An 18,580-nucleotide genomic window follows, 5' to 3' on the forward strand; every position below is an offset into this window, starting at 1 on the left:
ATCGGGCCCCGGCGGGGAGGCGCCGGAGCCCGAACAGGCAGGTCTAATGCGTCGCCGGGGTTTAGGCGGCGGCGGTCTCGGCGCGGGCGGCTTCTTCAGCCATGGCGCGGACCAGGTCCAGGACCTGACGGCGCACGCGGCCGCGGCCGATCTTCGGGAACACCTCGGCCAGCTCCAGGCCTTCCGGGGTGGTCAGGAATTCCTGCACGATGCGCTCGGCCTGTTGACCGACTTCGTCGCCGTCCGAACCGTCCATCGGGTCGGCCAGGCCGTCGAAGAAGAACGACACCGGCACTTGCAGGGTCTTGGCGATCTCATAGAGCTTGGAGGCGCTCACGCGGTTGGCGCCGCGTTCGTACTTCTGGACCTGTTGGAAGGTCAGGCCCAGCGAATCGGCCAGTTGTTCCTGGCTGACGCCCAGAAGCTTGCGACGCATGCGGACGCGGCCGCCGACGTGCAGATCGACGGGATTCGGGCGCCGGCCCTCGGTTTCTTCGCTCAAGTTTCGCCTCCAAAGGTTGTCCGATCACCATGACATGTCCGTCCCGTTGATGAAACGGCAGAGGTCAAGGCGCGGCGTTAGGTCGCTGAGGTTTAGCTTATTAACCCCAAGCTTGCGCCGACGCACGGAGCTACACGCTCAGATCGAGGCGATTTCCAGGCAAAATTGTTTCGCTACCGCTTCACGACCCTAGGCGTTGAGCTGATCGGTGGGCGGACGGACGTCGCGGTCGGCCCAAATCCGCCGCGCCTGCAGGGTGGTGTCGTTGAGCCGATACAGGGTTTCGGCCGCCAGGGCCTCGTCCCGCGCCGAGCCCGGATCGAACTGCGGGATCTGGGCGCGCACCACCTGCCGTTGCACGGCGGCCAGGCCGCCGAACGCCCGCAGGTCCAGCTCGTCGACGTGATAGCCGACCGGGCCGTCGATGCCGATCGACTCGCGCACCCGCTCCAGCAACTCGTGCGACAGGGCGATCTCCGAACCGGCCACCACGCCGTATTCGTAGGGACGCGGAAGGCCCACCAGCCGGGTGTCGATCGGCGAGTTCATGATGCCGGGGTACAGCGACATGTCGATCATGCCCACGAAGCGCTCGATCCCGTTGACCAGGGCCAGCTCCATGGCCGCCGCCCACACCTCGAACACCCGGGCGCCGCGGCCGGGGCCCTTCTTGTCGCGATAGGCCTTGGTGGTGAACAGGCGCGTGGCCTCCCAGACCTCGGGCCCCTTCTTGGGCGCCTCGCCGGGGGCGATCAGGTGCGGGAACTTGTCGGCCAGCATGCAGCGCTCTTCGGTGGGGTGCAGGCGCAGGCCCACCTCCAGCTGCATCTTCTCGTCGAAGCCCAGCAGGTAGATGGCCTGGGGGCCGTCGAAGTCGTCGATCTCGCCGCCCTCCAGGACCACCAGATCGACCCAGCCGTTCTTCTCGACGCACTGCTCGCGTCGCTGTTCGTGCATGGCCCACAGCTGCGGACCGTAGAGGTGGCGGTTCTGCGACGTGACGACGTGGATCATGGTCCATTGCCCGTGAGTGGCCGCGAACGGCCGTGTTGGAATGGACGGCATTAGGTGACAGATCTTTCGCGCGACGCGATAGGCCAAACGGCCTATCACCGCGCCAGAGTTGAGCGTGCAAAGCTTGCCTCGCCCCGCCTTCGGGCGGAACATCGGGCCATGACCCTGCATGATCGGCCGACCCTGAGCGAAGGCGAGCGCTACCGCAGCTTCGCGGCCTTCTACCCGTTCTATCTGACCGAGCACGTCAATCCGGTCAGCCGGCGGCTGCACGTGGTGGGCACGACCCTGGTGATCGCCGCCCTGGTCTGCGGCTTTGTGGTCGACTGGCGTTTCTTCCTGGCCGCGCCGGTGGTCGGCTACGGCTTCGCCTGGGTGGGCCACTTCGTGTTCGAGAAGAACCGCCCGGCCACGTTCAAGTATCCGCTGTGGAGCCTGATGGGCGATTTCCGGCTGTGGTTCGAGGTGGTGACGGGCAAGCGCCGGTTCTGACGGAACCGGGCGTTCGCTCTTGCGATATTGCGTTGCAGCAAGACCGGGTTCATGATCGCCGGTAAGCAAGAACGATAAGCGGGAAGCGCAGGATGTCAGCCAAGCCGTTCCAGCACGCCCCCGACGCGCCGTGGATCTTCCGCACCTATGCGGGGCATTCCACGGCCGAGAAGTCCAACGCGCTCTATCGGGCCAATCTCGCCAAGGGCCAGACGGGCCTGTCGGTGGCCTTCGACCTGCCCACCCAGACCGGCTACGACGCCGACCACGTGCTGGCGCGCGGCGAGGTGGGCAAGGTCGGCGTGCCCATCGCCCATCTGGGCGACATGCGCACCCTGTTCGACGCCATCCCGCTGGACCAATCCAACACCTCCATGACCATCAACGCCCCGGCCGCTTGGCTGCTGGCGATGTATGTGGCCCTGGCCGACGAGCAGGGGGCTGACCGCAAGCTCTTGCAGGGCACCACCCAGAACGACCTGATCAAGGAGTACCTCTCCCGGGGCACCTACATCTTCCCGCCGGGGCCGAGCCTGCGGCTGATCGGCGACATGATCGCCTGGTGCTATCGCGAGGTTCCTAAGTGGAACCCGATGAACGTCTGCAGCTACCACCTGCAGGAGGCCGGGGCGACGCCGGAGCAGGAGCTGGCCTTCGCCCTGGCCACGGCCATCAGCGTGCTCGACACCGTCAAGGCCGGTGGCCAGGTGCCCGAGGAAGACTTCGAGATCGTCGCCTCGCGGATCAGTTTCTTCGTCAACGCCGGCGTGCGGTTCGTCACCGAGCTGTGCAAGATGCGGTCGTTCACGCGGCTGTGGGACCAGATCCTGCTGGAGCGCTATGGCGTGCAGGACAAGAAGGCCCGGCGGTTCCGCTACGGCGTGCAGGTCAACAGCCTGGGCCTGACCGAGCAGCAGCCCGAGAACAACGTCTACCGCATCCTGATCGAGGCCCTGGCCGTCACGCTCAGCAAGGACGCCCGCTGCCGGGCGCTGCAACTGCCGGCCTGGAACGAGGCCCTGGGCCTGCCGCGTCCGTTCGACCAGCAGTGGTCGCTGCGCCTGCAGCAGGTGCTGGCCTACGAGACCGATCTCCTGGAATACGAGGACCTGTTCGACGGCAGTCACGTGGTCGAGGCCAAGGTCGCCGAGCTGTCGAAGGGGGCGCTGGAGCAGCTGGCCCTGATCGACGAGATGGGCGGGGCCACAGACGCCATCGACTACATGAAGAAGGAGCTGGTCGCCTCCAACGCCGCGCGGGTGCGCTCGGTCGAGACCGGCGACCTGACCGTGGTGGGCGTCAACCGCTGGACCGACAGCGAGGCCTCGCCGCTCGCTGCGGGCGGCAAGGCCATCGAGACCGTCGATCCCCTGCTGGAGGCCGGCGTCGTCGAGCGGCTGAAGGCCTGGCGCGCCGCCCGCGATCCCGTCGCCGCCGAAGCTGCCCTGGCCGACCTAAAGGCCGCTGCGGCCGATGGCCGAAATATCATGGAACCCTCGATTACCGCCGCCAAGGCCGGCATCACCACCGGCGAGTGGGCAGGGGCTCTGCGCGAGGTGTTCGGCGAGTATCGCGGCCCCACGGGCGTGGCCGTCGTCGTCTCCACCGGCGAGGCCGAGGACGTCGAAGCGGTCAAGAAGGAGGTCGAGCGCGTCTCGGAAGTGCTGGGCCGCACGCTCACCTATCTGGTCGGCAAGCCGGGCCTGGACGGCCACTCCAACGGCGCCGAGCAGATCGCTACCCGCGCCCGCGCGGTCGGCATGGAAGTGATCTACGACGGCATCCGCTCGACCCCGGAAGAGATTGTCCGCCGCGCCAAGGAAGGCCGCGTCCACGTGGTGGGGCTGTCGATCCTGTCGGGCTCGCACCTGGACCTGGTGCAGGAGGTGGTTCGCCTGATGCGCGCCGAGGGCCTGGAGCACATCCCGGTGGTGGCCGGCGGCATCATCCCCGAGGCCGACGCCCTGATCCTCAAGCAGATGGGCGTGGCGCGGATCTACACCCCCAAGGATTTCAAGATCACGCAGATCATGGGCGACGTTGTGCGGCTGGTGGAAGAGGCGGCGCTGGCGGAGCGCCAAGAAGGCGTCCGCGAGCTTCGAGGCCAACTAGCGTGGGAAGGCGACAACGGGCGCTGAGAACTCCCCTGGGCTACACGCTAGCGCCGCTAAGCTCTTTGAGGCGAGCCTCAATGTGCTCGCTTAGCTGATAGATATGCGTCAGTTCCGGCAGCAGATGGCGTTGCTCGTCCTTTCCAACGAAGGTGCCCAGGTATTTCGTGGTGATGCCGTTGAAGTGCATGCGGGCGATGGTCTTGCGATTGTTGTCGTCGAGTAGGATCGCGCAATACGACTTCGCGTCGCGGATGATCACCCGCTTTGGATCGACGAATTTCGACGCGATGGCCTGGATGATGTGAAAACCGGAGATTTCCTCGGGCGTGGTGATGACGCCGTCTTCATCCGGCTCTTCTTCCGAACCGTCGGGCTCCAAGGTTGCGGGATTGGAGGCGTTCAGCGCCGACGAGAGGCGCTCGTTGACGAGCTCGCGAATGATCGTCGAGATCGACGATGCGATCATCTTGGTGAAGCTGTCCTTGACCGCCGGCGTGAGCCGCCCTTCGTGAACACGGCTTGCGAGCATCCTCACCAACTCTTCCGAGGGTTCTGCGAACTCCTTCTCGATTTCCTTGCGGAGAAGGGACTGGAGTTTGAGGTTGCCTGCTTCCTGAACGATCTTTTCGATGTCGAATGTCGCCTTCGCGAATTTCTCTAGCGTCTTGATGTCCGTCGCCTTCACGCTATCCAGGCTGAATGTGAAGAACGGCTTGTCGTCCATTTTGTTGGGACGTTCGACGTCCGAATAGAATTGGTAGACGACGCCGTTCGTCAGAACGGCCAATCGCGCGTCAGTGACGCTGAAATAACGAAATAATTGGCCGGCGTGATTGATGTTGAGTTCGACCGTCGAAGGCTTGCACTCGATCAGGATCGACACCTTGCCTTCGCCGCAGATGGCGTAGTCGACTTTCTCGCCCTTCTTGGTTCCGACGTCAGCGGTGAATTCGGGCACCACCTCGCTTGGATTGAAGACGTCGTAGCCAAGAGATTGAAGGAACGGCATGACAAGCGCGGTCTTCGCCGCCTCTTCCGTCAGAAGCACTTCGCGGTGTTCCAGCGCGCGCTTTTGGAGTTCCAAGATACGTGTCGCAAGATCCATGGAACGGTCCCCCCTGTTTATGGCTAAGCTAACTAAGACTCAGGGTGCACTCAGATGCAACCTCAGGCGCGAGTTGAGGGTGCGGGGACCAGCATAGGAAGTGGCCTTGGATGGCTGTGGTTTCCCCGGTAACGCGAGAGCGAGCCGTCGCCAACCGTCAGGAAGGCAGCGGAAAGCCGTTGGGGGAAACAGTCCTTTGGTTTCGCCCCGAGGGTTCGCCCGGGTTCTGTGATATGTTTGCTTCATGACCCTCGACGAAGCCCTCGCCAAGCTGCGCGCGGCCAAGCCGCTTCTGGACCGCTACGGCGTCCAGCGCGTCGGCGTGTTCGGCTCGACGGCGCGGGGGGAGGCCGGACCCGATAGCGACGTGGACGTGTTGGTGGAGTTCAAGCCCGCCACCCTACCGGGTTTTGGCTTCTTCCGGCTGGAGCGGGACCTTGCGGTGCTGTTCGGGCGGCCGGTCGATTTGGTGACGCCAGATGCTCTGCACGACCTGATCCAGGAGCGCGTCTTGGGTGAGGCGGTCTTTGCGTGATCCGGCCGACAGCCTGTATCTGTCGCGGATGCTCGACGCGATAGGTCGCATTCGGGTTTACACGCGAAGCATGGACCAGGCGGCGTTCCTGGCCGATCCCAGGACTTGCGACGCGGTCGCCATGAACTTGCTGGCCATCGGCGAGAACGCATCGAAGATTTCGCCGGAGGTTCGCGCCTTGGCGCCGGAAGCCGACTGGCGGGACGCGATCAATCTTCGCCACCGCATCGCCCATGGCTATGACGATCTCAGCTTTTCGATCCTGTGGTCGATCGTCGTGGTCGAACTCGATCCGCTGGCGGCGGCGGTCGAGCGCGTCATCGCCCTGACTGCCTAGTCACGACCCAGCCGCCAAGCCGCCGCCAGACCCACCAGCGCCAGGGGCAGGAAGGCGTAGAACAGCAGCAGGCCATTCGCCAGGCCGTTGGCCGGCTCGACCCCGTGGGCGAAGCCGAGGGCGTTGGCCAGGGCGCCGGCCGCGGCCGCGCCCGTGGCGCCGCCGATCAGCTGGGTGGTGGGGACGGCGGCCGAGGCCAGGGGCTGTTCCTCCAGCGGCGCGCCGCCGATCACCCGCTTGGCCAGGAACGCCCAGCAGATGCCGAAGCCGCTGCCCAGCACCACCATCGACAGCGTGATCCCGACCAGGCCGCCCAGCACCATCTCGTAGGCGCCCCAGGCGACGCCGGCCACGATGACCACGGCGCCGACGCGGATCGCCAGCCCCTCGTGCCGGGGCTTCAGTCCCGCCACCACGAACGAGAAGGCCGTCCAGCCCGCCGCGATGCCGCCGATCACATAGCCGCTCAGCAGGGGTTGGGCCCCGTGCAGGGTCTGGATGAAGGTGGGGCCGTAGACCGAGAAGCCCACCGTCGCCGCCTCGCAGAAGAAGATCACCGCCAGGCCCAGACCCGTGGCCGTGGCCAGGTCGCCGGCGGCGCGGGGCAGCAGGCGCTCGGGCGTGCGGGCGTTGACCAGCAGCATGGCCGCCATGGCCGCTGCGCCCAGCACCGCGCACGCGGCGGCCGCGAGCTGGCCGGGCACGACGCCCGCGGCCGCGATCAGGGTCACGCCCACGGTCAGCAGGGCCAGCTGGCGTCCGGGGATGCGGCCCGCCGCGGGTCCCTTGGGCGCGCCCGGCACCATGACCAGCACGGCGCCCACGAAGATCACGGCCTGGACCACGAAGAACCAGAACGCCCCGCGCCAGAAGCCGGCCTCGGCGAAGAGGCCCCCGCACAGCGGGCCCAGCAGGGTGGCCGCGCCCCAAACCCCGGCGATGGCGCCGTAGACGCGCGGCCACAGGCGTTCGGGGAACATGGCGGTGATGGCCACGTAGCACAGCGAGACGATGGCCCCCGCGCCCAGGCCCTGCACCAGGCGGCCGACCACGAACACCAGGAAGTCCGGCGCCGCCGCGCCCATGGCGCAGCCGACGGCGTAGACCACCCCGGCGAGGGCGGTGGCGCGGCGCAGGCCGAAACGGATCGACAGCTTGCCCGCGCAGGCCCCGGCCAGGATCGAGCCCAGCAGGAAGGCGGCGATCGACCAGCCGAAATACTGCCAGCCGCCGATCTCCTGGGCGACGCTGGGCATGATCGTCACGGTCACCAGGGTGTCGGCCGCGTTCAGCCAGACGCCCAGGCACAGCAGAGCGAAGCGCGGGGCCATTTCAGCGTTCAGCAGGCCGCGCCAGGTGTCGGTGGACGGGGTCATGATCTCTCCAGGGACGGCGTAGATGCCCCTTCGCGCCGGCCAAGCCAAGCCCAAGGGCGGACCTTGCGGGTGAACTTCGCCGCCGCGTCGCCGTTGGGTGAGGCGTGAGACTGGCCATCCCCGAACCTTCTCCCCAAGCCCGGTCGTTGGCCGGCGCGGTCGGCTTCCTGCTGGACCTGGCGCTGGCGGGCCTGCTGCTGTTCGCCCTGGTCGACCGCATCGCGCCGCCGCAGGACCTGCCGTGGAAGCCGTTCTCGCTGGACCAGCCCATGGGCCTGGCCACCGCCGGCAAGTTGTCGAGGATCGGCGCCGATCCGGCCGCCTGCCGCGCCGCCCTGCGCCAGGGCGGGGTGCGGTTCGTGGAAGGCGAGGACCGCGAACGGGGCTTCTGCTCGACGCGCAACACTCTGCGCCCGGCCGGCGACCTGGCGCCCGCCGCCCCGGTCATGACCTGCCCCCTGGCCCTGGGCTACGCCCTCTGGGACCGCCAGGTGCTCAAGCCCGCCGCGCGGGAGATCATGGCCAGCCGCCTGACCCGCGTGGACCACTACGGGACCTATGCCTGCCGCACGATCTACGGCCGCCCGGGCGAACGGCCCAGCGCCCACGCCACGGCGGACGCCCTGGACGTCGCCGGCTTCCGCTTCGCCGACGGCCGCCGGGTCACGGTGGCGGCCGACTACCGCGCCGACAGCGACCAGGGCCGGTTCGTCCGCGAGGCGAGGGCCGGGGCCTGTCGGGTGTTCGGAACCGTTCTGGGGCCGGACTATAACGCCGCCCACCGCGACCACCTGCATCTGGAAGGCAGCGGCTACAGGCTTTGCCGCTAGGGCGCGATTGCGATTGTGTCGGTCGTCATGGTCATGCTTGGGTGCAACCGTTAACCTTTTTCAGGCGCTCCCCCGCCCATGGCCTACCGAGTCCCGCGCCATCCGCGCGTCCATGAAAGCACGCGTCATCAGAACCGCCTGGCGGGGCTGACGGCGTTGGTCCTGCTGTGGATCCTGGTGCTGATCATGGCCCTGGTGGCCGAGCGCAGCATCGGTCGCCAGCATCTGCCGTGGAAGTCGCTGAGCGTGGTCGATCCGGTGGGCATGGCCACGCGGATCAAGGCGGCGCGGGCGGGCAAGGACCCGGCCACCTGCCGGGCGATCCTGCGCAAGGCGGGCCTCAGCTACGTGGACCTGCCCGAAAAGACCGACGGCGGCTTCTGCGTCGTGCGCGACGCCCTGCTGATCGATGGCGGCATGGCGCCCCTGTCGCCGACCGATGCGCCGATGGCCTGCAAGGAAGCCCTGGCCCTGTCGATCTGGGAGCGCCAGGTCGTCCAGCCCGCCGCCGACGAACTGCTGGGCCAGGGCGTGGTCAGCCTGGAGCACTACGGCACCTATTCGTGCCGGCGGCAGTACGGCAAGACCGAAGGCCCGGTCAGCGAGCACGCCAGCGCCGACGCCATCGACCTGGCCGGCTTCAAGCTGGCCGACGGTCAGACGATCTACGTGTCGCGCGACTGGAACGATCCCGGCCCCAAGGGCCAGTTCCTGCGCCGCGTGCGCGACGGCGCCTGCCGGGTGTTCATCACCACGCTCAGCCCCGACTTCAACGTCGAGCACCGCGACCACTTCCACCTGGACATGAACGGCTGGAACAAGTGCGCGTGATCGGGGAGCGCGCGCCGCGCGCTTCCCGATCCGTCATCCTCGGACTTGTTCCGAGGACCCCGATGTCCGCCGAGGTGTCGTGTGGAATGAAGCTGCAGTCTCACCGCTCCAAGGATCAGCCTTCTTCTCGGCCGAGACAGGGGTCCTCGGAACAAGTCCGAGGATGACGGACGTGGAAGCAGCTCACATCGTCCGCGCCACCTCGGCCATCTGGTCGGCGACGATGCCCCAGCCTTCGTGGAAGCCCATCTGCTCGTGGGTCTGGCGGTCCTCGACCGTCCAGTGACGGGCGGTGGCGGTGTAGCGGGTCGTGCCGTCGCCCAGGTCTTCGAACTCGACGATCGCGACCATGAACGGCTTGCCCGCCGGGACCCAGGCCGAGGTGAAGGCGTCGGTGAAGACCAGGCGCTTGTTCGGGACGACCTCGAGATAGATGCCCGGGTTGGGGACCTCCTCGCCGTTCGGGCCCTTCATGACGACCAGGCTGGAGCCGCCGGCGCGGATGTCCATCTCGGCGTGGGAGACGGTCCAGGGCTTGGGGCAGAACCACTCGCCCATGCGCTCGGGCGTCGTCCAGCACTTGTAGAGCTTCTCGGCGGGCACATCGATGATGCGGGTCAGCACCAGTTCGCGGTCGGCGATGGGGGAAGGGGCGACGGCGTCCATGGCGGTTCTCCGGAAGGTTTGGCGTTGTTGTGCCCGAAGGACGGGCGGCCCGTCTCGGTCCCGACACGGCCGGCGAGAAATTTTGTCCGTGCTTGACCCGCCCGCCGCGCCGGGGTCAATGTGCGGTCAATTCAAACAAGCGTTTTGAAACACATCAGGGAGCCGCCGCCATGACCAGCCTGTTCGACCTTTCCGGCAAGGTGGCCATTATCACCGGCAGTTCGCGCGGTATCGGCAAGGCCATCGCCGAGCACATGGCGCGGCAGGGTGCCAAGGTGGTGATCTCCTCGCGCAAGGCCGGCCCCTGCGACGAGGTCGCCGCCGAGATCAACGCGGCCCACGGCGAGGGCACGGCCATCGCGGTCCCGGCCAACATCGCCTCCAAGGAGGATCTGCAGCGCCTGGTGGACGAGACCAGGAAGGCGTTCGGCAAGGTCGACATCTGCGTCTGCAACGCCGCCTCCAACCCTTATTACGGGCCGCTGGAGGGCATTGCCGACGAGCAGTTCCGCAAGATCCTGGACAACAACATCATCAGCAATCACTGGCTGATCTCGATGGTCGCCCCGGAGATGCGGGCGCGGAAGGACGGGGCCATCGTCATCGTCAGCTCGATCGGCGGCCTGCGCGGCAGCACCACGATCGGGGCCTACAACGTCTCCAAGGCCGCCGACTTCCAACTGGCCCGCAACCTGGCCCACGAGTTCGGACCCGACAACGTGCGGGTCAACTGCATCGCGCCGGGCCTGATCAAGACCGATTTCGCCAAGGCCCTGTGGGACGATCCGGCCACCCTGGAGCGGGCCACCAAGGGAGTGCCGCTGCGCCGCATCGGCGAGCCCGACGAGATCGCCGGGGCGGCCGTCTACCTGGCCTCCAAGGCCGGCAGCTTCATGACCGGACAAGCCCTGGTGGTGGACGGCGGAGCCACCATCTGACCGTCATCGAACCGTCGCCTTCCCGACGGGAAAAGGGTCGATTTTTCCCGTAGAGGCGATATGTCGCGGCCGAACGTCGCGCGGCGGCGATCTTAACTTTGAATACAGGCCCTTTTCGTACCTTGCCCCGGTTCAAGGGAAACCCGGGCTTGCGGCGCTTCGTACTGATCCTCGCGGCGATCGCGACCTGTCTGGCCGGCGCCGCCGGACCGGCGTTCGCGCGCTCGCCGCAATCGGCCAAGCTGGACGCCCTCTATCGCGAGATCAGCCGCGACGACCTGCAGCCCCCGGCGCGCGAGAACGACGACATCGAGCGGGTCGGCCGCCGCGCCCTCAAGCAGCACGGCGAGAAGCGTCTCTTCGGCCTGTGGTCGGTGCTCTACGCCTACAAGAGCAACCAGGTGCAGCCCCAGTTCGACGACTGGGCCGCCCGCGTGCGGCGCCTGGCCAAGGACGAGAACGACGCCGAGCTGCTGAACCTGGTCGACCTGCTGCAGACCGCCTATCGCCACGAGTCCGGCGGTTTCCGCACCTTCAACGACGCCGACTGGGTGCGGTATCTGGACCGCTCGGGCCCCAACATCCGGATGATGGGCGCCATCGAGCGCATCCGCACCCTGGGCCGCTCGGGACACTGGGCCGACGCCTCGCGCCTGGCGGCCGACGTCACCGGCCAGATGGAGCGCAAGGGCGAGATCGCCCGGCCGCTGCTGGCCGAGGCCCACCAGGTGCACTCCTACACCCTGTCCTACATCGGCGATAAGGAAGGCGCGCTGGACCACATGAGCCAGGCCGCGCGCCTGGATGAGGGCCACGCCTTCTACATGCGCAAGGTCGAGCGCATCTACGACATCGCCTACACCGCCGCCGAGGTGGGTGAGCTGGACGCCGCCGAGCACTTCGCCGGCGTGCACCATCACATGACCCAGATGGCCGGCGATCCGGACCTGAAGACTTGGGATCGCTATCTGTGCGCCCGCATCGCCAACGAGCGGCACGCCCCGGCGCGTATCCTGCGCTGCCTGGACGACGGGGCCTTCGAGATCGACCAGCCGACCAACCGCCTGACGGGTCTCAGCCTGCGCCTGCGGGCCCAGGCGCGGGGCGAGCTGGGCGACGCGGCCGGCGCCAAGACCGACCTGGCCGTGCTGCGCGCCATCCCGCTGGAGACCCTGGAGCCCGACCCGCAGGCCGAGCTCCTGATCAGCGCCTATATCGCCCTGGCCGAGCATCGCGGCGAGGAGGCCTTCCGCCTGCTGGACCAATGGCGCCGGCAGGATCACGCCAAGACGCAAGCGGCCCTGTCGCGCAACGGCGCCCAGATGGCCTCGGCCCTGGAGACCGAGCTGCGGACCAAGCGCGACGAGAGCCGCCGCCTGACCGCCGAGGTCGAGCTGAACCGCCGTTTGGCCCACGCCTCGATCATCATCGCCATGCTGCTGGGCGTGCTGGTGGTGGGCGGGGTGGGCTGGGGCGTCTATCTGCGCCGCGCCTCCGAACGCCTGAAGGAGGCGCGCGGCCGGGCCGAGACGGCCAACGACGCCAAGTCGGCCTTCCTGGCGGTGATGAGCCACGAACTGCGTACGCCGCTGAACGGCATGCTGGGCATGGCCCAGGCCCTGCGCACCGAGGCCCTGGACCCCCGCCAGCGCGAGCAGGTCGAACTGATGATCGACAGCGGCGACACCCTGCTGGTGCTGCTCAACGACATCCTGGACCTGTCGAAGATCGAGGCCGGCAAGCTGGAGATCGCCCCCACCGCCGGCGACCTGCTGGGCGTCTGCGTGCGCCTGGTCGGCGGCTATCAGCCCACGGCGCGCGAGAAGGACGTCGAGCTGACGTTCAGCCTGGCGGGCGAGCCGCCGCCGACCCTGATGTTCGACGCCGTGCGCGTGCGCCAATGCCTGGCCAACCTGCTGTCCAACGCCCTGAAGTTCACCGCCTCGGGCAAGGTCGAGGCGGCCCTGGCCTGGGCGCCCGACGCGGCCAGCGGCCGCACAGCGGTGACCGTGACCGTCTCCGACACGGGCATCGGCATGAGCCCGGCCACCCTCTCCAAGCTGTTCGGCGCCTTCACCCAGGCCGACGCCTCGACCACCCGCAATTTCGGCGGCACCGGCCTGGGCCTGAACATCACCCGGCGCCTGGCCCAGCTGATGGACGGCGACATCCTGGTCGACAGCCGCGAGGGCCAGGGCTCGACCTTCACCCTGACCTTCCTGGCCGACGTGGCCACCGGCGCGGCCGCCGAGGCGGGGGTTCAAGCCTTCGCGGCGAACGAGGACGAGCCGCTGCTGTCGCCCCTGCACGGCCGCCGCCTGCTGGTGGTCGACGACCATCCGGTGAACCGCCGGGTCATCAAGCTGTTCCTGGCCCCGTTCGACTGCGACATCGTCGAGGTGGAGAACGGGCTCGAGGCCCTGGAGGCGCTGGAGACCGAGCCGTTCGACCTGGTGCTGATGGACGTCAACATGCCGGTGATGGACGGACTGGAGGCCACCCGCCGCCTGCGCCGCGATCCGCGCTGGACCGACCTGCCGGTGATCGCCCTGACCGCCGACGTCATGCGCACCCAGATCGACACCTGCCTGGAAGCGGGCATGGACGCCCATATCGCCAAGCCCATCGACCTGCGCGACCTGGTGTCGGTGATGGTCCAGGTGCTGGACCGCCGCGGCGCGGCCCAGGCGGCCGCCGAGACCGTCTCGGCCTAGGCCAGGGCCAGGCGCGTGGGGCGACGCGCCAGCCACAACTCGACCAGGATCAGGTTCGGGATCCAGGCCAGGAACGAGGCGGCCAGGTAGGCGTCCTTGTGCGACACGCCCAGCATCGGCAGCACGACGATATAGATCCGCAGGGTGACCGCCGCGAAGGTCATGGCGAACGAGCGCAGCATCCAGGCCCGGTGCTCGTCGAAGCGACGCGCCACGGCCAGGCGCCAGCCCTGGATGTTGGCCGTGATCCAGCAGACGGCGAGGCCGGCGAAGCCGACCGTCGCGACGGGACCGGCCGTCGAGCCGAAGGCCATGACCAGGCCGCCCGCGCCGCCGGCCAGGCAGCCGATCACATAGACCCGCCCCAGCGCCCGGTGCAGGCCGGGCGTGCGCCGCCGCATCCAGGGCAGGAACTGGACCGGCCCCACAAGCAGGGCCGTGGCCGCCCCGGCCACGTGCACGTCCAGCCAGGGGCGGGCGAACAGGTTGGCCAGGATGTTGGGCGCCAGCAGGCCCAGTCGCGGCAGGTAGCGATAGGAAAACAGCGCCACCGCGGCGCTCAGCAGGGCGCACAGGGTCCAGGCGGTCCAGGTCAAGGCTCGGGTCATTCGGATCTCCAGGGTTTGGCGGAGATTGCGGCGCTCGCCGACCGGCGCTAGGCGAGGTTGCGCGAGCGGCGCCGATCATGCGCCAACGGCGCCGGACCAGGACGGGAGCGATTTTCGAGTGACGACGGCGGCCGATCTGAAGGCGACCTTGCAGAGGGGCGGCGCCGACCTGGCGCTGCTGCTGGCCATGGGCCTGTTCCTGGGCGCGGTCGGGCCCTACGGCACCGACAGCCTGCCGACCTCCAAAATCTACGTCTATTGGATGCTGTGCATCGTCGGCGGCGGGCTGATCGGCATCGCCCTGGACGAGACCGTCGGACGACGCATGGGCGCGCTCTGGAGCCGGCTGGCGGTCGACAGCCTGCTGATGACCCCGCCGACCACCCTGCTGGTGATGGCCACGGGGCGGCTGGTGGCCGGCGATGTCCTGACCTGGCATCGCTATGTCTTTCTGCTGTGGCAGGTGCTGCTGATCTGCGTTCCGGTGATGGCCATCCGGGCTCTGGTCTGGCGGCGGCCGCCGGCGGTGGTGCGGACCCGGGTGGTGATCGCCCCGCCGCTGCCCGAGGCCGAGGCGGCCTTCCGCCGGCGGCTGTCGGCCAAGCGGCGCGGGGCGCGGCTGATCGCGGTGGAGGCCGACGACCACTATCTGCGCGTCCACACCGACGCCGGGACCGAGATGATCACCCTGAGCCTGGCCGCCGCCCTGGACGAGCTGGCCGGGGCGCACGGCTACCGCACCCATCGCTCGTGGTGGGTGGCGGCCGAGGCCATCGAGGGCGTGCGCTGGCGGCGCGGCGGCGGCGAACTGCGCCTGGCCGGCGGTCTGGTGGCTCCGGTCAGCCGCACCCACGCACCGACCCTGAAGGCGGCGGGCTGGCGCTAGGCCGGCAGCTCGGCCTTGTCGGTGATGCCGAACAGGGCCCGCATCTGGTGGCGCTGATCCAGGAGGTCGGCCAGGGTGTACTTGTCCAGCACGCCGATGAAGGCCGCCGTCGCCTCGTTGAGCACGCGGGGCAGGGTGCAGGCCGGCGCGATCACGCAGGTGCTGCAGTCGACCAGCTGGAAGCCTTCCTCGGTCTGGCGCACCACCTGTCCGATCACGATCTGGTCGGCGGGACGGGCCAGGGCGATGCCGCCGCCGCGCCCGCGCACGGTGCGCACGAAGCCGGCCTTGCCGAGGTCCTGCACCACCTTCATCAGGTGGTTCTGCGAGATGTCGTAGAGCCGGGCGATGTCGCCGATCGAGGCCAGGCCGTCGTCCCGCGCCGCCAGGTGCAGCAGCACCCGCATGGCGTAGTCGGTGTAGCGGGTCAGGCGCAATTCGAACTCCACACGCGGCCCCTAAGGGCCAATACGTAAAACCAATATTCTTGTTGCATGTTTTGGTGCGTCCTTATACATGCATTTTTGACGCATCAATTAGGCATTCCCGCCATGGACGCCCACAACGCCGCCGAGATCGAAGCCGCCCTGCCGGCCCTGCTGGATCGCTTTTACGCGCGGGTCCGCGCCGACGCCGAGCTGGGTCCGGTGTTCGACGACGCCGTCGGGGACTGGGGCCATCACCTGGCCACCCTGGCCGACTTCTGGTCGTCGGTGATGCTGACCACCGGCCGCTACAAAGGCCATCCGATGCAGGTCCACCTGGCCCATCGCGACCGGATCCGGCCCGAGATGTTCGGCCGCTGGCTGGCGCTGTGGAACGAGACGACCGACGAGATGGTCTCGCCGCAGGTGGCCGCCGCCATGCAGGCCAAGGCCGCCCGCATCGCCCAGAGCCTGGACCTGGCCCTCCACTACCGCCTGCCGGAAGCCGGCTAGCGAACCGAAACAACCAAAACCGACACGGAGAGAGACAATGGCGGCTGCGCTCAGCGCGGACACGATCGCGCGCGTCAAGGCCACGGTTCCGGCCCTGGCCGAACACGGCGTGGCGATCACCCGGGCGATGTACGCCCGGCTGTTCCAGGACGACCACATCAAGGCGCTGTTCAACCACGCCAACCAGGGCAGCGGCGCCCAGCCGGCAGCCCTGGCCGGAGCGGTGCTGGCCTATGCCCGGAACATCGACAACCTGGCCCCGCTGCTGCCGGCGGTCGAGCGCATCGCCCAGAAGCATGTCGGCTATCACATCCTGCCCGAGCACTATCCGTTCGTGGCCACGGCCCTTCTCGGCGCCATCAAGGAGGTGCTAGGCGACGCCGCCACCGACGAGGTCCTGGCCGCCTGGGGCGAGGCCTACTGGTTCCTGGCCGACCTCCTCCAGGGCCGCGAGGCGGCGATCCGCGACGAGATCGAGGCCGTCGACGGCGGCTGGACCGGCTGGCGCGAGTTCGTCGTCGCCGAGAAGGTCCGCGAGAGCGCGGTGATCACCTCGTTCGTGCTGCGTCCCAGGGACGGCGGGGCGGTGATCCCGCACAAGCCTGGCCAGTACCTGACCTTCCGCTTCGACCTGCCCGGCGCGGCGGGGACCAGCGAGAAACGCAACTACTCGATCTCGGCCGCGCCGAACGCGGAGACCTACCGCATCAGTGTCAAGCGCGAGGACCTGGGCGCGGCGTCGCGCTATCTGCACGACCAGGTCGGCGTGGGCGACGTGCTGTCGGCCACCCCGCCGGCCGGCGACTTCTTCCTGGAAGGGCAGCCGGCCCGTCCGGTGGTGCTGCTGAGCGGGGGCGTGGGCCTGACGCCGATGGTCAGCATGGTCGAGCACATCGCCAAGGCCCATCCGGAACTGGAAGCCCACTTCGTGCACGGCGCGCTCAACAGCGACGTCCACGCCCTGGACGGCCACGTGCGGGCCCTGGCCAAGGACCACGGCGGCGTCTCGGTGACCACCTTCTACAGCGATCCGCTGGCCGGCGACCGCGCGGGCGAGAGCCACGACGTCGACGGCTTCATCACCGTCGAGTGGCTGAAGGCCAACACCCCGTTCGCCCAGGCCGACTTCTACCTGTGCGGCCCCAAGCCGTTCCTGCGGGCCTTCGTCAGCGGACTGATCGCGGCGGGCGTGCCGGCCGGCCAGGTGCACTACGAGTTCTTCGGCCCCGCCGACGAAGCTCTGGCGGCGTAACCGCGCCGCGCGACGGACCGTCCGGCGGCGTCGGACGGGCCGCCTTTTCCGAACACGCCGGGCCGCCGAGCCGCGCGGCCAATCAAGGAGAAGGACCATGGATTTCATCACCGACACCCGCCAGGCCGACGTCCCGTTCGACCTGCAGGCCTGGCTGGACCACACCCGCCCCGACGCCGTCGTCGTGGAAGAGCGCGCGCCGGCCATGCCCGAAAGCGCCGCGCCCGACCTGCCCGTGGGCGTGGGCCTGCTGCTGGTCGCCGCCTACGGCGCGATTCTCGGCGCCTTCCTGCTGGCCTTCGCCGGCGACGCCGAGGTGGGCCTGGTGATCGGCGTCTGCGCCGTCTACCTGGCGGTCTATCTGGGCGTGCCGGCGGTGCTGCTGCGCATGGAGCCCAAGACCCTGTTTCGCCCGGACATGGCGACCTTCTTCGAGAAGGGTCTCGACACCCTGACCGGCCACGTCACCGCCAAGGCGGCTCTGGCCCAGATGCTGACCATCCCGGCCGCCCTGACCCTCGCGGCGGCGGGCATCGGGGTGATCGCGCGGCTGAGCCTCTAGGATCCTCCGCCCTAAGGGGAGGGCCGTGGTATCTAGACGCCATGAGCGACGCGCCTTCCCCTGACACTCCGGCCTCGAACGGCTGGGACGACTCCGCCGAGGCCTGGATCGCCGACATGGGCGAGCACGGCGACTACGGCCGCCGCCATGTGCTCGACCCGGTGATCCGCGCACGGCTGGGCGAGCGCGGTTTCCGCCGGGCGCTCGACGTCGGCTGCGGGGAGGGGCGGCTGTGCCGGATGCTGTCCGGCTTCGGCGTCGAGACCACGGGGCTGGACCCGACCTCGGCCCTGCTGGACCAGGCCCGGCGGCTGCATCCGGAGGAGGCCTATGTCGAGGGCGTCGCCGAAAGCCTGCCCTTCGCCGACGCCGGTTTCGACCTGGTCGTCAGCTGCCTCAGCCTGATCGACATCCCCGACTTCGAGGCCGCCATCGCCGAGATGGCCCGCGTCCTGGCGCCGGGCGGGACCCTGTTCGTGGCCAACCTGACCAGCTTCACGACCGCCCGCGTCGAGGCGCCGATGCTGGAGCGCTGGGTCAGCAGTCCGGGCGTGCGGATCGCGCGCTATCTGGAGCCGAGATCCAGCTGGGAATCCTGGCGCGGCATCAAGATCGTCAACTGGCATCGGCCGCTGTCGGCCTACATGGCCGCCTTCCTGGGCGCGGGCCTGCGCCTGACCCATTTCGACGAGCCCTCGCCGGTGGGCGGCGACCCGGCCAAGGCCGAACGCTATCGCGACGCGCCCTGGTACGTGGTGATGGAGTGGGAGAAGGCGGGGTAGGGGACGCTGGACGCCCCCTCCGTCACGATGCGTATTCGCATCGCGCTACCTCCCCCGTTTCACGGGTGAGGAGGAAGCCGCGCCGATCTTCTCCTCCC

The 18,580-nt window shown here is 68.6% G+C and carries 19 protein-coding genes and 1 pseudogene; 13 read left to right on the plus strand and 7 right to left on the minus strand.

All coding sequences use genetic code 11. The features are described from left to right. Positions 1–61: 61 nt before the first annotated feature. Positions 62–502 (minus strand): helix-turn-helix domain-containing protein, encoded by a 441-nt coding sequence (locus AC07OA_RS21585; RefSeq protein WP_494665883.1) that lies wholly within the window; start codon positions 500–502, stop codon positions 62–64. 189 nt (positions 503–691) lie between these two features. Next, positions 692–1,516 (minus strand): acyl-homoserine-lactone synthase, encoded by an 825-nt coding sequence (locus AC07OA_RS21590; protein ID WP_494665884.1) that lies wholly within the window; start codon positions 1,514–1,516, stop codon positions 692–694. Between the two features lie 159 nt (positions 1,517–1,675). Between AC07OA_RS21590 and AC07OA_RS21595 the strand changes: the two genes are divergently transcribed. Beyond that, positions 1,676–2,008, plus strand: coding sequence for an Mpo1-like protein (locus tag AC07OA_RS21595; protein WP_494665885.1), 333 nt, complete (start codon positions 1,676–1,678; stop codon positions 2,006–2,008). A gap of 92 nt (positions 2,009–2,100) precedes the next feature. Next, positions 2,101–4,083: pseudogene (locus AC07OA_RS21600) on the plus strand (protein meaA); the annotation flags it as partial. Positions 4,084–4,159: 76 nt separating this feature from the next. On the opposite strand, the gene AC07OA_RS21605 reads toward AC07OA_RS21600, so the two are convergent. After that, positions 4,160–5,227, minus strand: coding sequence for a type I restriction endonuclease (locus AC07OA_RS21605; protein WP_494665886.1), 1,068 nt, complete (start codon positions 5,225–5,227; stop codon positions 4,160–4,162). A 244-nt stretch (positions 5,228–5,471) separates the two neighbouring features. On the opposite strand from AC07OA_RS21605, the gene AC07OA_RS21610 reads away from it, so the two are divergent. Together AC07OA_RS21610 and AC07OA_RS21615 are read left to right on the plus strand one after the other, a co-directional pair. Next, positions 5,472–5,762 carry a nucleotidyltransferase family protein gene (locus AC07OA_RS21610; RefSeq protein ID WP_494665887.1) on the plus strand — a complete coding sequence of 97 codons (291 nt, stop codon included), beginning with the start codon at positions 5,472–5,474 and terminating at the stop codon, positions 5,760–5,762. Then, on the plus strand, positions 5,755–6,099 hold the full coding sequence (locus tag AC07OA_RS21615; protein WP_494665888.1) for a HepT-like ribonuclease domain-containing protein: 345 nt from the start codon (positions 5,755–5,757) through the stop codon (positions 6,097–6,099). Before AC07OA_RS21610 ends, AC07OA_RS21615 begins: the two co-directional genes overlap by 8 nt. On the opposite strand, the gene AC07OA_RS21620 is transcribed toward AC07OA_RS21615, so the two are convergent. Then, positions 6,096–7,475, minus strand: a complete 1,380-nt coding sequence (locus tag AC07OA_RS21620; protein ID WP_494665889.1) for an MFS transporter — start codon at positions 7,473–7,475, stop codon at positions 6,096–6,098. The genes AC07OA_RS21615 and AC07OA_RS21620 overlap by 4 nt on opposite strands. A 104-nt stretch (positions 7,476–7,579) precedes the next feature. On the opposite strand from AC07OA_RS21620, the gene AC07OA_RS21625 reads away from it, so the two are divergent. Together AC07OA_RS21625 and AC07OA_RS21630 are read left to right on the plus strand one after the other, a co-directional pair. Continuing rightward, positions 7,580–8,305: an extensin-like domain-containing protein gene (locus AC07OA_RS21625; protein WP_494665890.1), complete on the plus strand. Its 726-nt coding sequence runs from the start codon at positions 7,580–7,582 to the stop codon at positions 8,303–8,305. A gap of 78 nt (positions 8,306–8,383) precedes the next feature. Beyond that, the gene (locus tag AC07OA_RS21630; RefSeq protein WP_494665891.1) at positions 8,384–9,136 is read left to right on the plus strand and encodes an extensin-like domain-containing protein; all 753 of its coding nucleotides are present in this window, start codon (positions 8,384–8,386) and stop codon (positions 9,134–9,136) included. Positions 9,137–9,319: 183 nt separating this feature from the next. Here the strand turns inward: AC07OA_RS21630 and AC07OA_RS21635 are convergent, their stop codons facing one another. After that, positions 9,320–9,802 (minus strand): SRPBCC family protein, encoded by a 483-nt coding sequence (locus AC07OA_RS21635; protein ID WP_494665892.1) that lies wholly within the window; start codon positions 9,800–9,802, stop codon positions 9,320–9,322. Between the two features lie 170 nt (positions 9,803–9,972). Between AC07OA_RS21635 and AC07OA_RS21640 the strand changes: the two genes are divergently transcribed. Both AC07OA_RS21640 and AC07OA_RS21645 read left to right on the plus strand, forming a co-directional pair. Further along, positions 9,973–10,740, plus strand: coding sequence for an SDR family NAD(P)-dependent oxidoreductase (locus AC07OA_RS21640; RefSeq protein ID WP_494665893.1), 768 nt, complete (start codon positions 9,973–9,975; stop codon positions 10,738–10,740). A 149-nt stretch (positions 10,741–10,889) separates the two neighbouring features. Continuing rightward, a complete protein-coding gene (locus tag AC07OA_RS21645; RefSeq protein ID WP_494665894.1) occupies positions 10,890–13,454 on the plus strand; it encodes a response regulator in 2,565 nt (854 codons plus the stop codon). On the opposite strand, the gene AC07OA_RS21650 is transcribed toward AC07OA_RS21645, so the two are convergent. Continuing rightward, positions 13,451–14,062 carry a DUF2306 domain-containing protein gene (locus AC07OA_RS21650; protein ID WP_494665895.1) on the minus strand — a complete coding sequence of 204 codons (612 nt, stop codon included), beginning with the start codon at positions 14,060–14,062 and terminating at the stop codon, positions 13,451–13,453. The genes AC07OA_RS21645 and AC07OA_RS21650 overlap by 4 nt on opposite strands. Positions 14,063–14,180: 118 nt before the next feature. On the opposite strand from AC07OA_RS21650, the gene AC07OA_RS21655 reads away from it, so the two are divergent. Continuing rightward, positions 14,181–14,948 (plus strand): LytTR family DNA-binding domain-containing protein, encoded by a 768-nt coding sequence (locus AC07OA_RS21655; protein ID WP_494665896.1) that lies wholly within the window; start codon positions 14,181–14,183, stop codon positions 14,946–14,948. On the opposite strand, the gene AC07OA_RS21660 is transcribed toward AC07OA_RS21655, so the two are convergent. Further along, positions 14,945–15,397, minus strand: coding sequence for an Rrf2 family transcriptional regulator (locus AC07OA_RS21660; protein WP_494665897.1), 453 nt, complete (start codon positions 15,395–15,397; stop codon positions 14,945–14,947). The two genes, AC07OA_RS21655 and AC07OA_RS21660, sit on opposite strands and share 4 nt — an antisense overlap. A gap of 102 nt (positions 15,398–15,499) precedes the next feature. Here AC07OA_RS21660 and AC07OA_RS21665 point away from each other — a divergent pair, with 102 nt between their 5' ends. The 4 genes from AC07OA_RS21665 to AC07OA_RS21680 all read left to right on the plus strand — a co-directional run bounded on the left by AC07OA_RS21665 (position 15,500) and on the right by AC07OA_RS21680 (position 18,482). Continuing rightward, complete coding sequence (locus AC07OA_RS21665; protein WP_494665898.1) at positions 15,500–15,886, plus strand: group III truncated hemoglobin; 387 nt, start codon at positions 15,500–15,502, stop codon at positions 15,884–15,886. Between the two features lie 37 nt (positions 15,887–15,923). Continuing rightward, a complete protein-coding gene (hmpA, locus tag AC07OA_RS21670; RefSeq protein ID WP_494665899.1) occupies positions 15,924–17,138 on the plus strand; it encodes an NO-inducible flavohemoprotein in 1,215 nt (404 codons plus the stop codon). A gap of 97 nt (positions 17,139–17,235) precedes the next feature. Further along, on the plus strand, positions 17,236–17,700 hold the full coding sequence (locus AC07OA_RS21675) for a hypothetical protein (protein WP_494665900.1): 465 nt from the start codon (positions 17,236–17,238) through the stop codon (positions 17,698–17,700). A gap of 41 nt (positions 17,701–17,741) precedes the next feature. Further along, the gene (locus tag AC07OA_RS21680; protein ID WP_494665901.1) at positions 17,742–18,482 is read left to right on the plus strand and encodes a class I SAM-dependent methyltransferase; all 741 of its coding nucleotides are present in this window, start codon (positions 17,742–17,744) and stop codon (positions 18,480–18,482) included. The last annotated feature ends 98 nt before the right edge of the window (positions 18,483–18,580 follow it).

The organism is Caulobacter sp. GW821-FHT09B08 (genome assembly GCF_059418225.1).

Excerpts from the sequence above, each read along its gene's own strand:
- AC07OA_RS21590 (WP_494665884.1), bottom strand. The coding sequence starts at position 1,516 with ATGATCCACGTCGTCACGTCGCAGAACCGCCACCTCTACGGTCCGCAG.
- AC07OA_RS21595 (WP_494665885.1), top strand. The coding sequence starts at position 1,676 with ATGACCCTGCATGATCGGCCGACCCTGAGCGAAGGCGAGCGCTACCGC.
- AC07OA_RS21605 (WP_494665886.1), bottom strand. The coding sequence starts at position 5,227 with ATGGATCTTGCGACACGTATCTTGGAACTCCAAAAGCGCGCGCTGGAA.
- AC07OA_RS21610 (WP_494665887.1), top strand. The coding sequence starts at position 5,472 with ATGACCCTCGACGAAGCCCTCGCCAAGCTGCGCGCGGCCAAGCCGCTT.
- AC07OA_RS21620 (WP_494665889.1), bottom strand. The coding sequence starts at position 7,475 with ATGACCCCGTCCACCGACACCTGGCGCGGCCTGCTGAACGCTGAAATG.
- AC07OA_RS21630 (WP_494665891.1), top strand. The coding sequence starts at position 8,384 with ATGGCCTACCGAGTCCCGCGCCATCCGCGCGTCCATGAAAGCACGCGT.
- AC07OA_RS21635 (WP_494665892.1), bottom strand. The coding sequence starts at position 9,802 with ATGGACGCCGTCGCCCCTTCCCCCATCGCCGACCGCGAACTGGTGCTG.
- AC07OA_RS21640 (WP_494665893.1), top strand. The coding sequence starts at position 9,973 with ATGACCAGCCTGTTCGACCTTTCCGGCAAGGTGGCCATTATCACCGGC.
- AC07OA_RS21650 (WP_494665895.1), bottom strand. The coding sequence starts at position 14,062 with ATGACCCGAGCCTTGACCTGGACCGCCTGGACCCTGTGCGCCCTGCTG.
- AC07OA_RS21665 (WP_494665898.1), top strand. The coding sequence starts at position 15,500 with ATGGACGCCCACAACGCCGCCGAGATCGAAGCCGCCCTGCCGGCCCTG.
- hmpA (WP_494665899.1), top strand. The coding sequence starts at position 15,924 with ATGGCGGCTGCGCTCAGCGCGGACACGATCGCGCGCGTCAAGGCCACG.
- AC07OA_RS21675 (WP_494665900.1), top strand. The coding sequence starts at position 17,236 with ATGGATTTCATCACCGACACCCGCCAGGCCGACGTCCCGTTCGACCTG.
- AC07OA_RS21680 (WP_494665901.1), top strand. The coding sequence starts at position 17,742 with ATGAGCGACGCGCCTTCCCCTGACACTCCGGCCTCGAACGGCTGGGAC.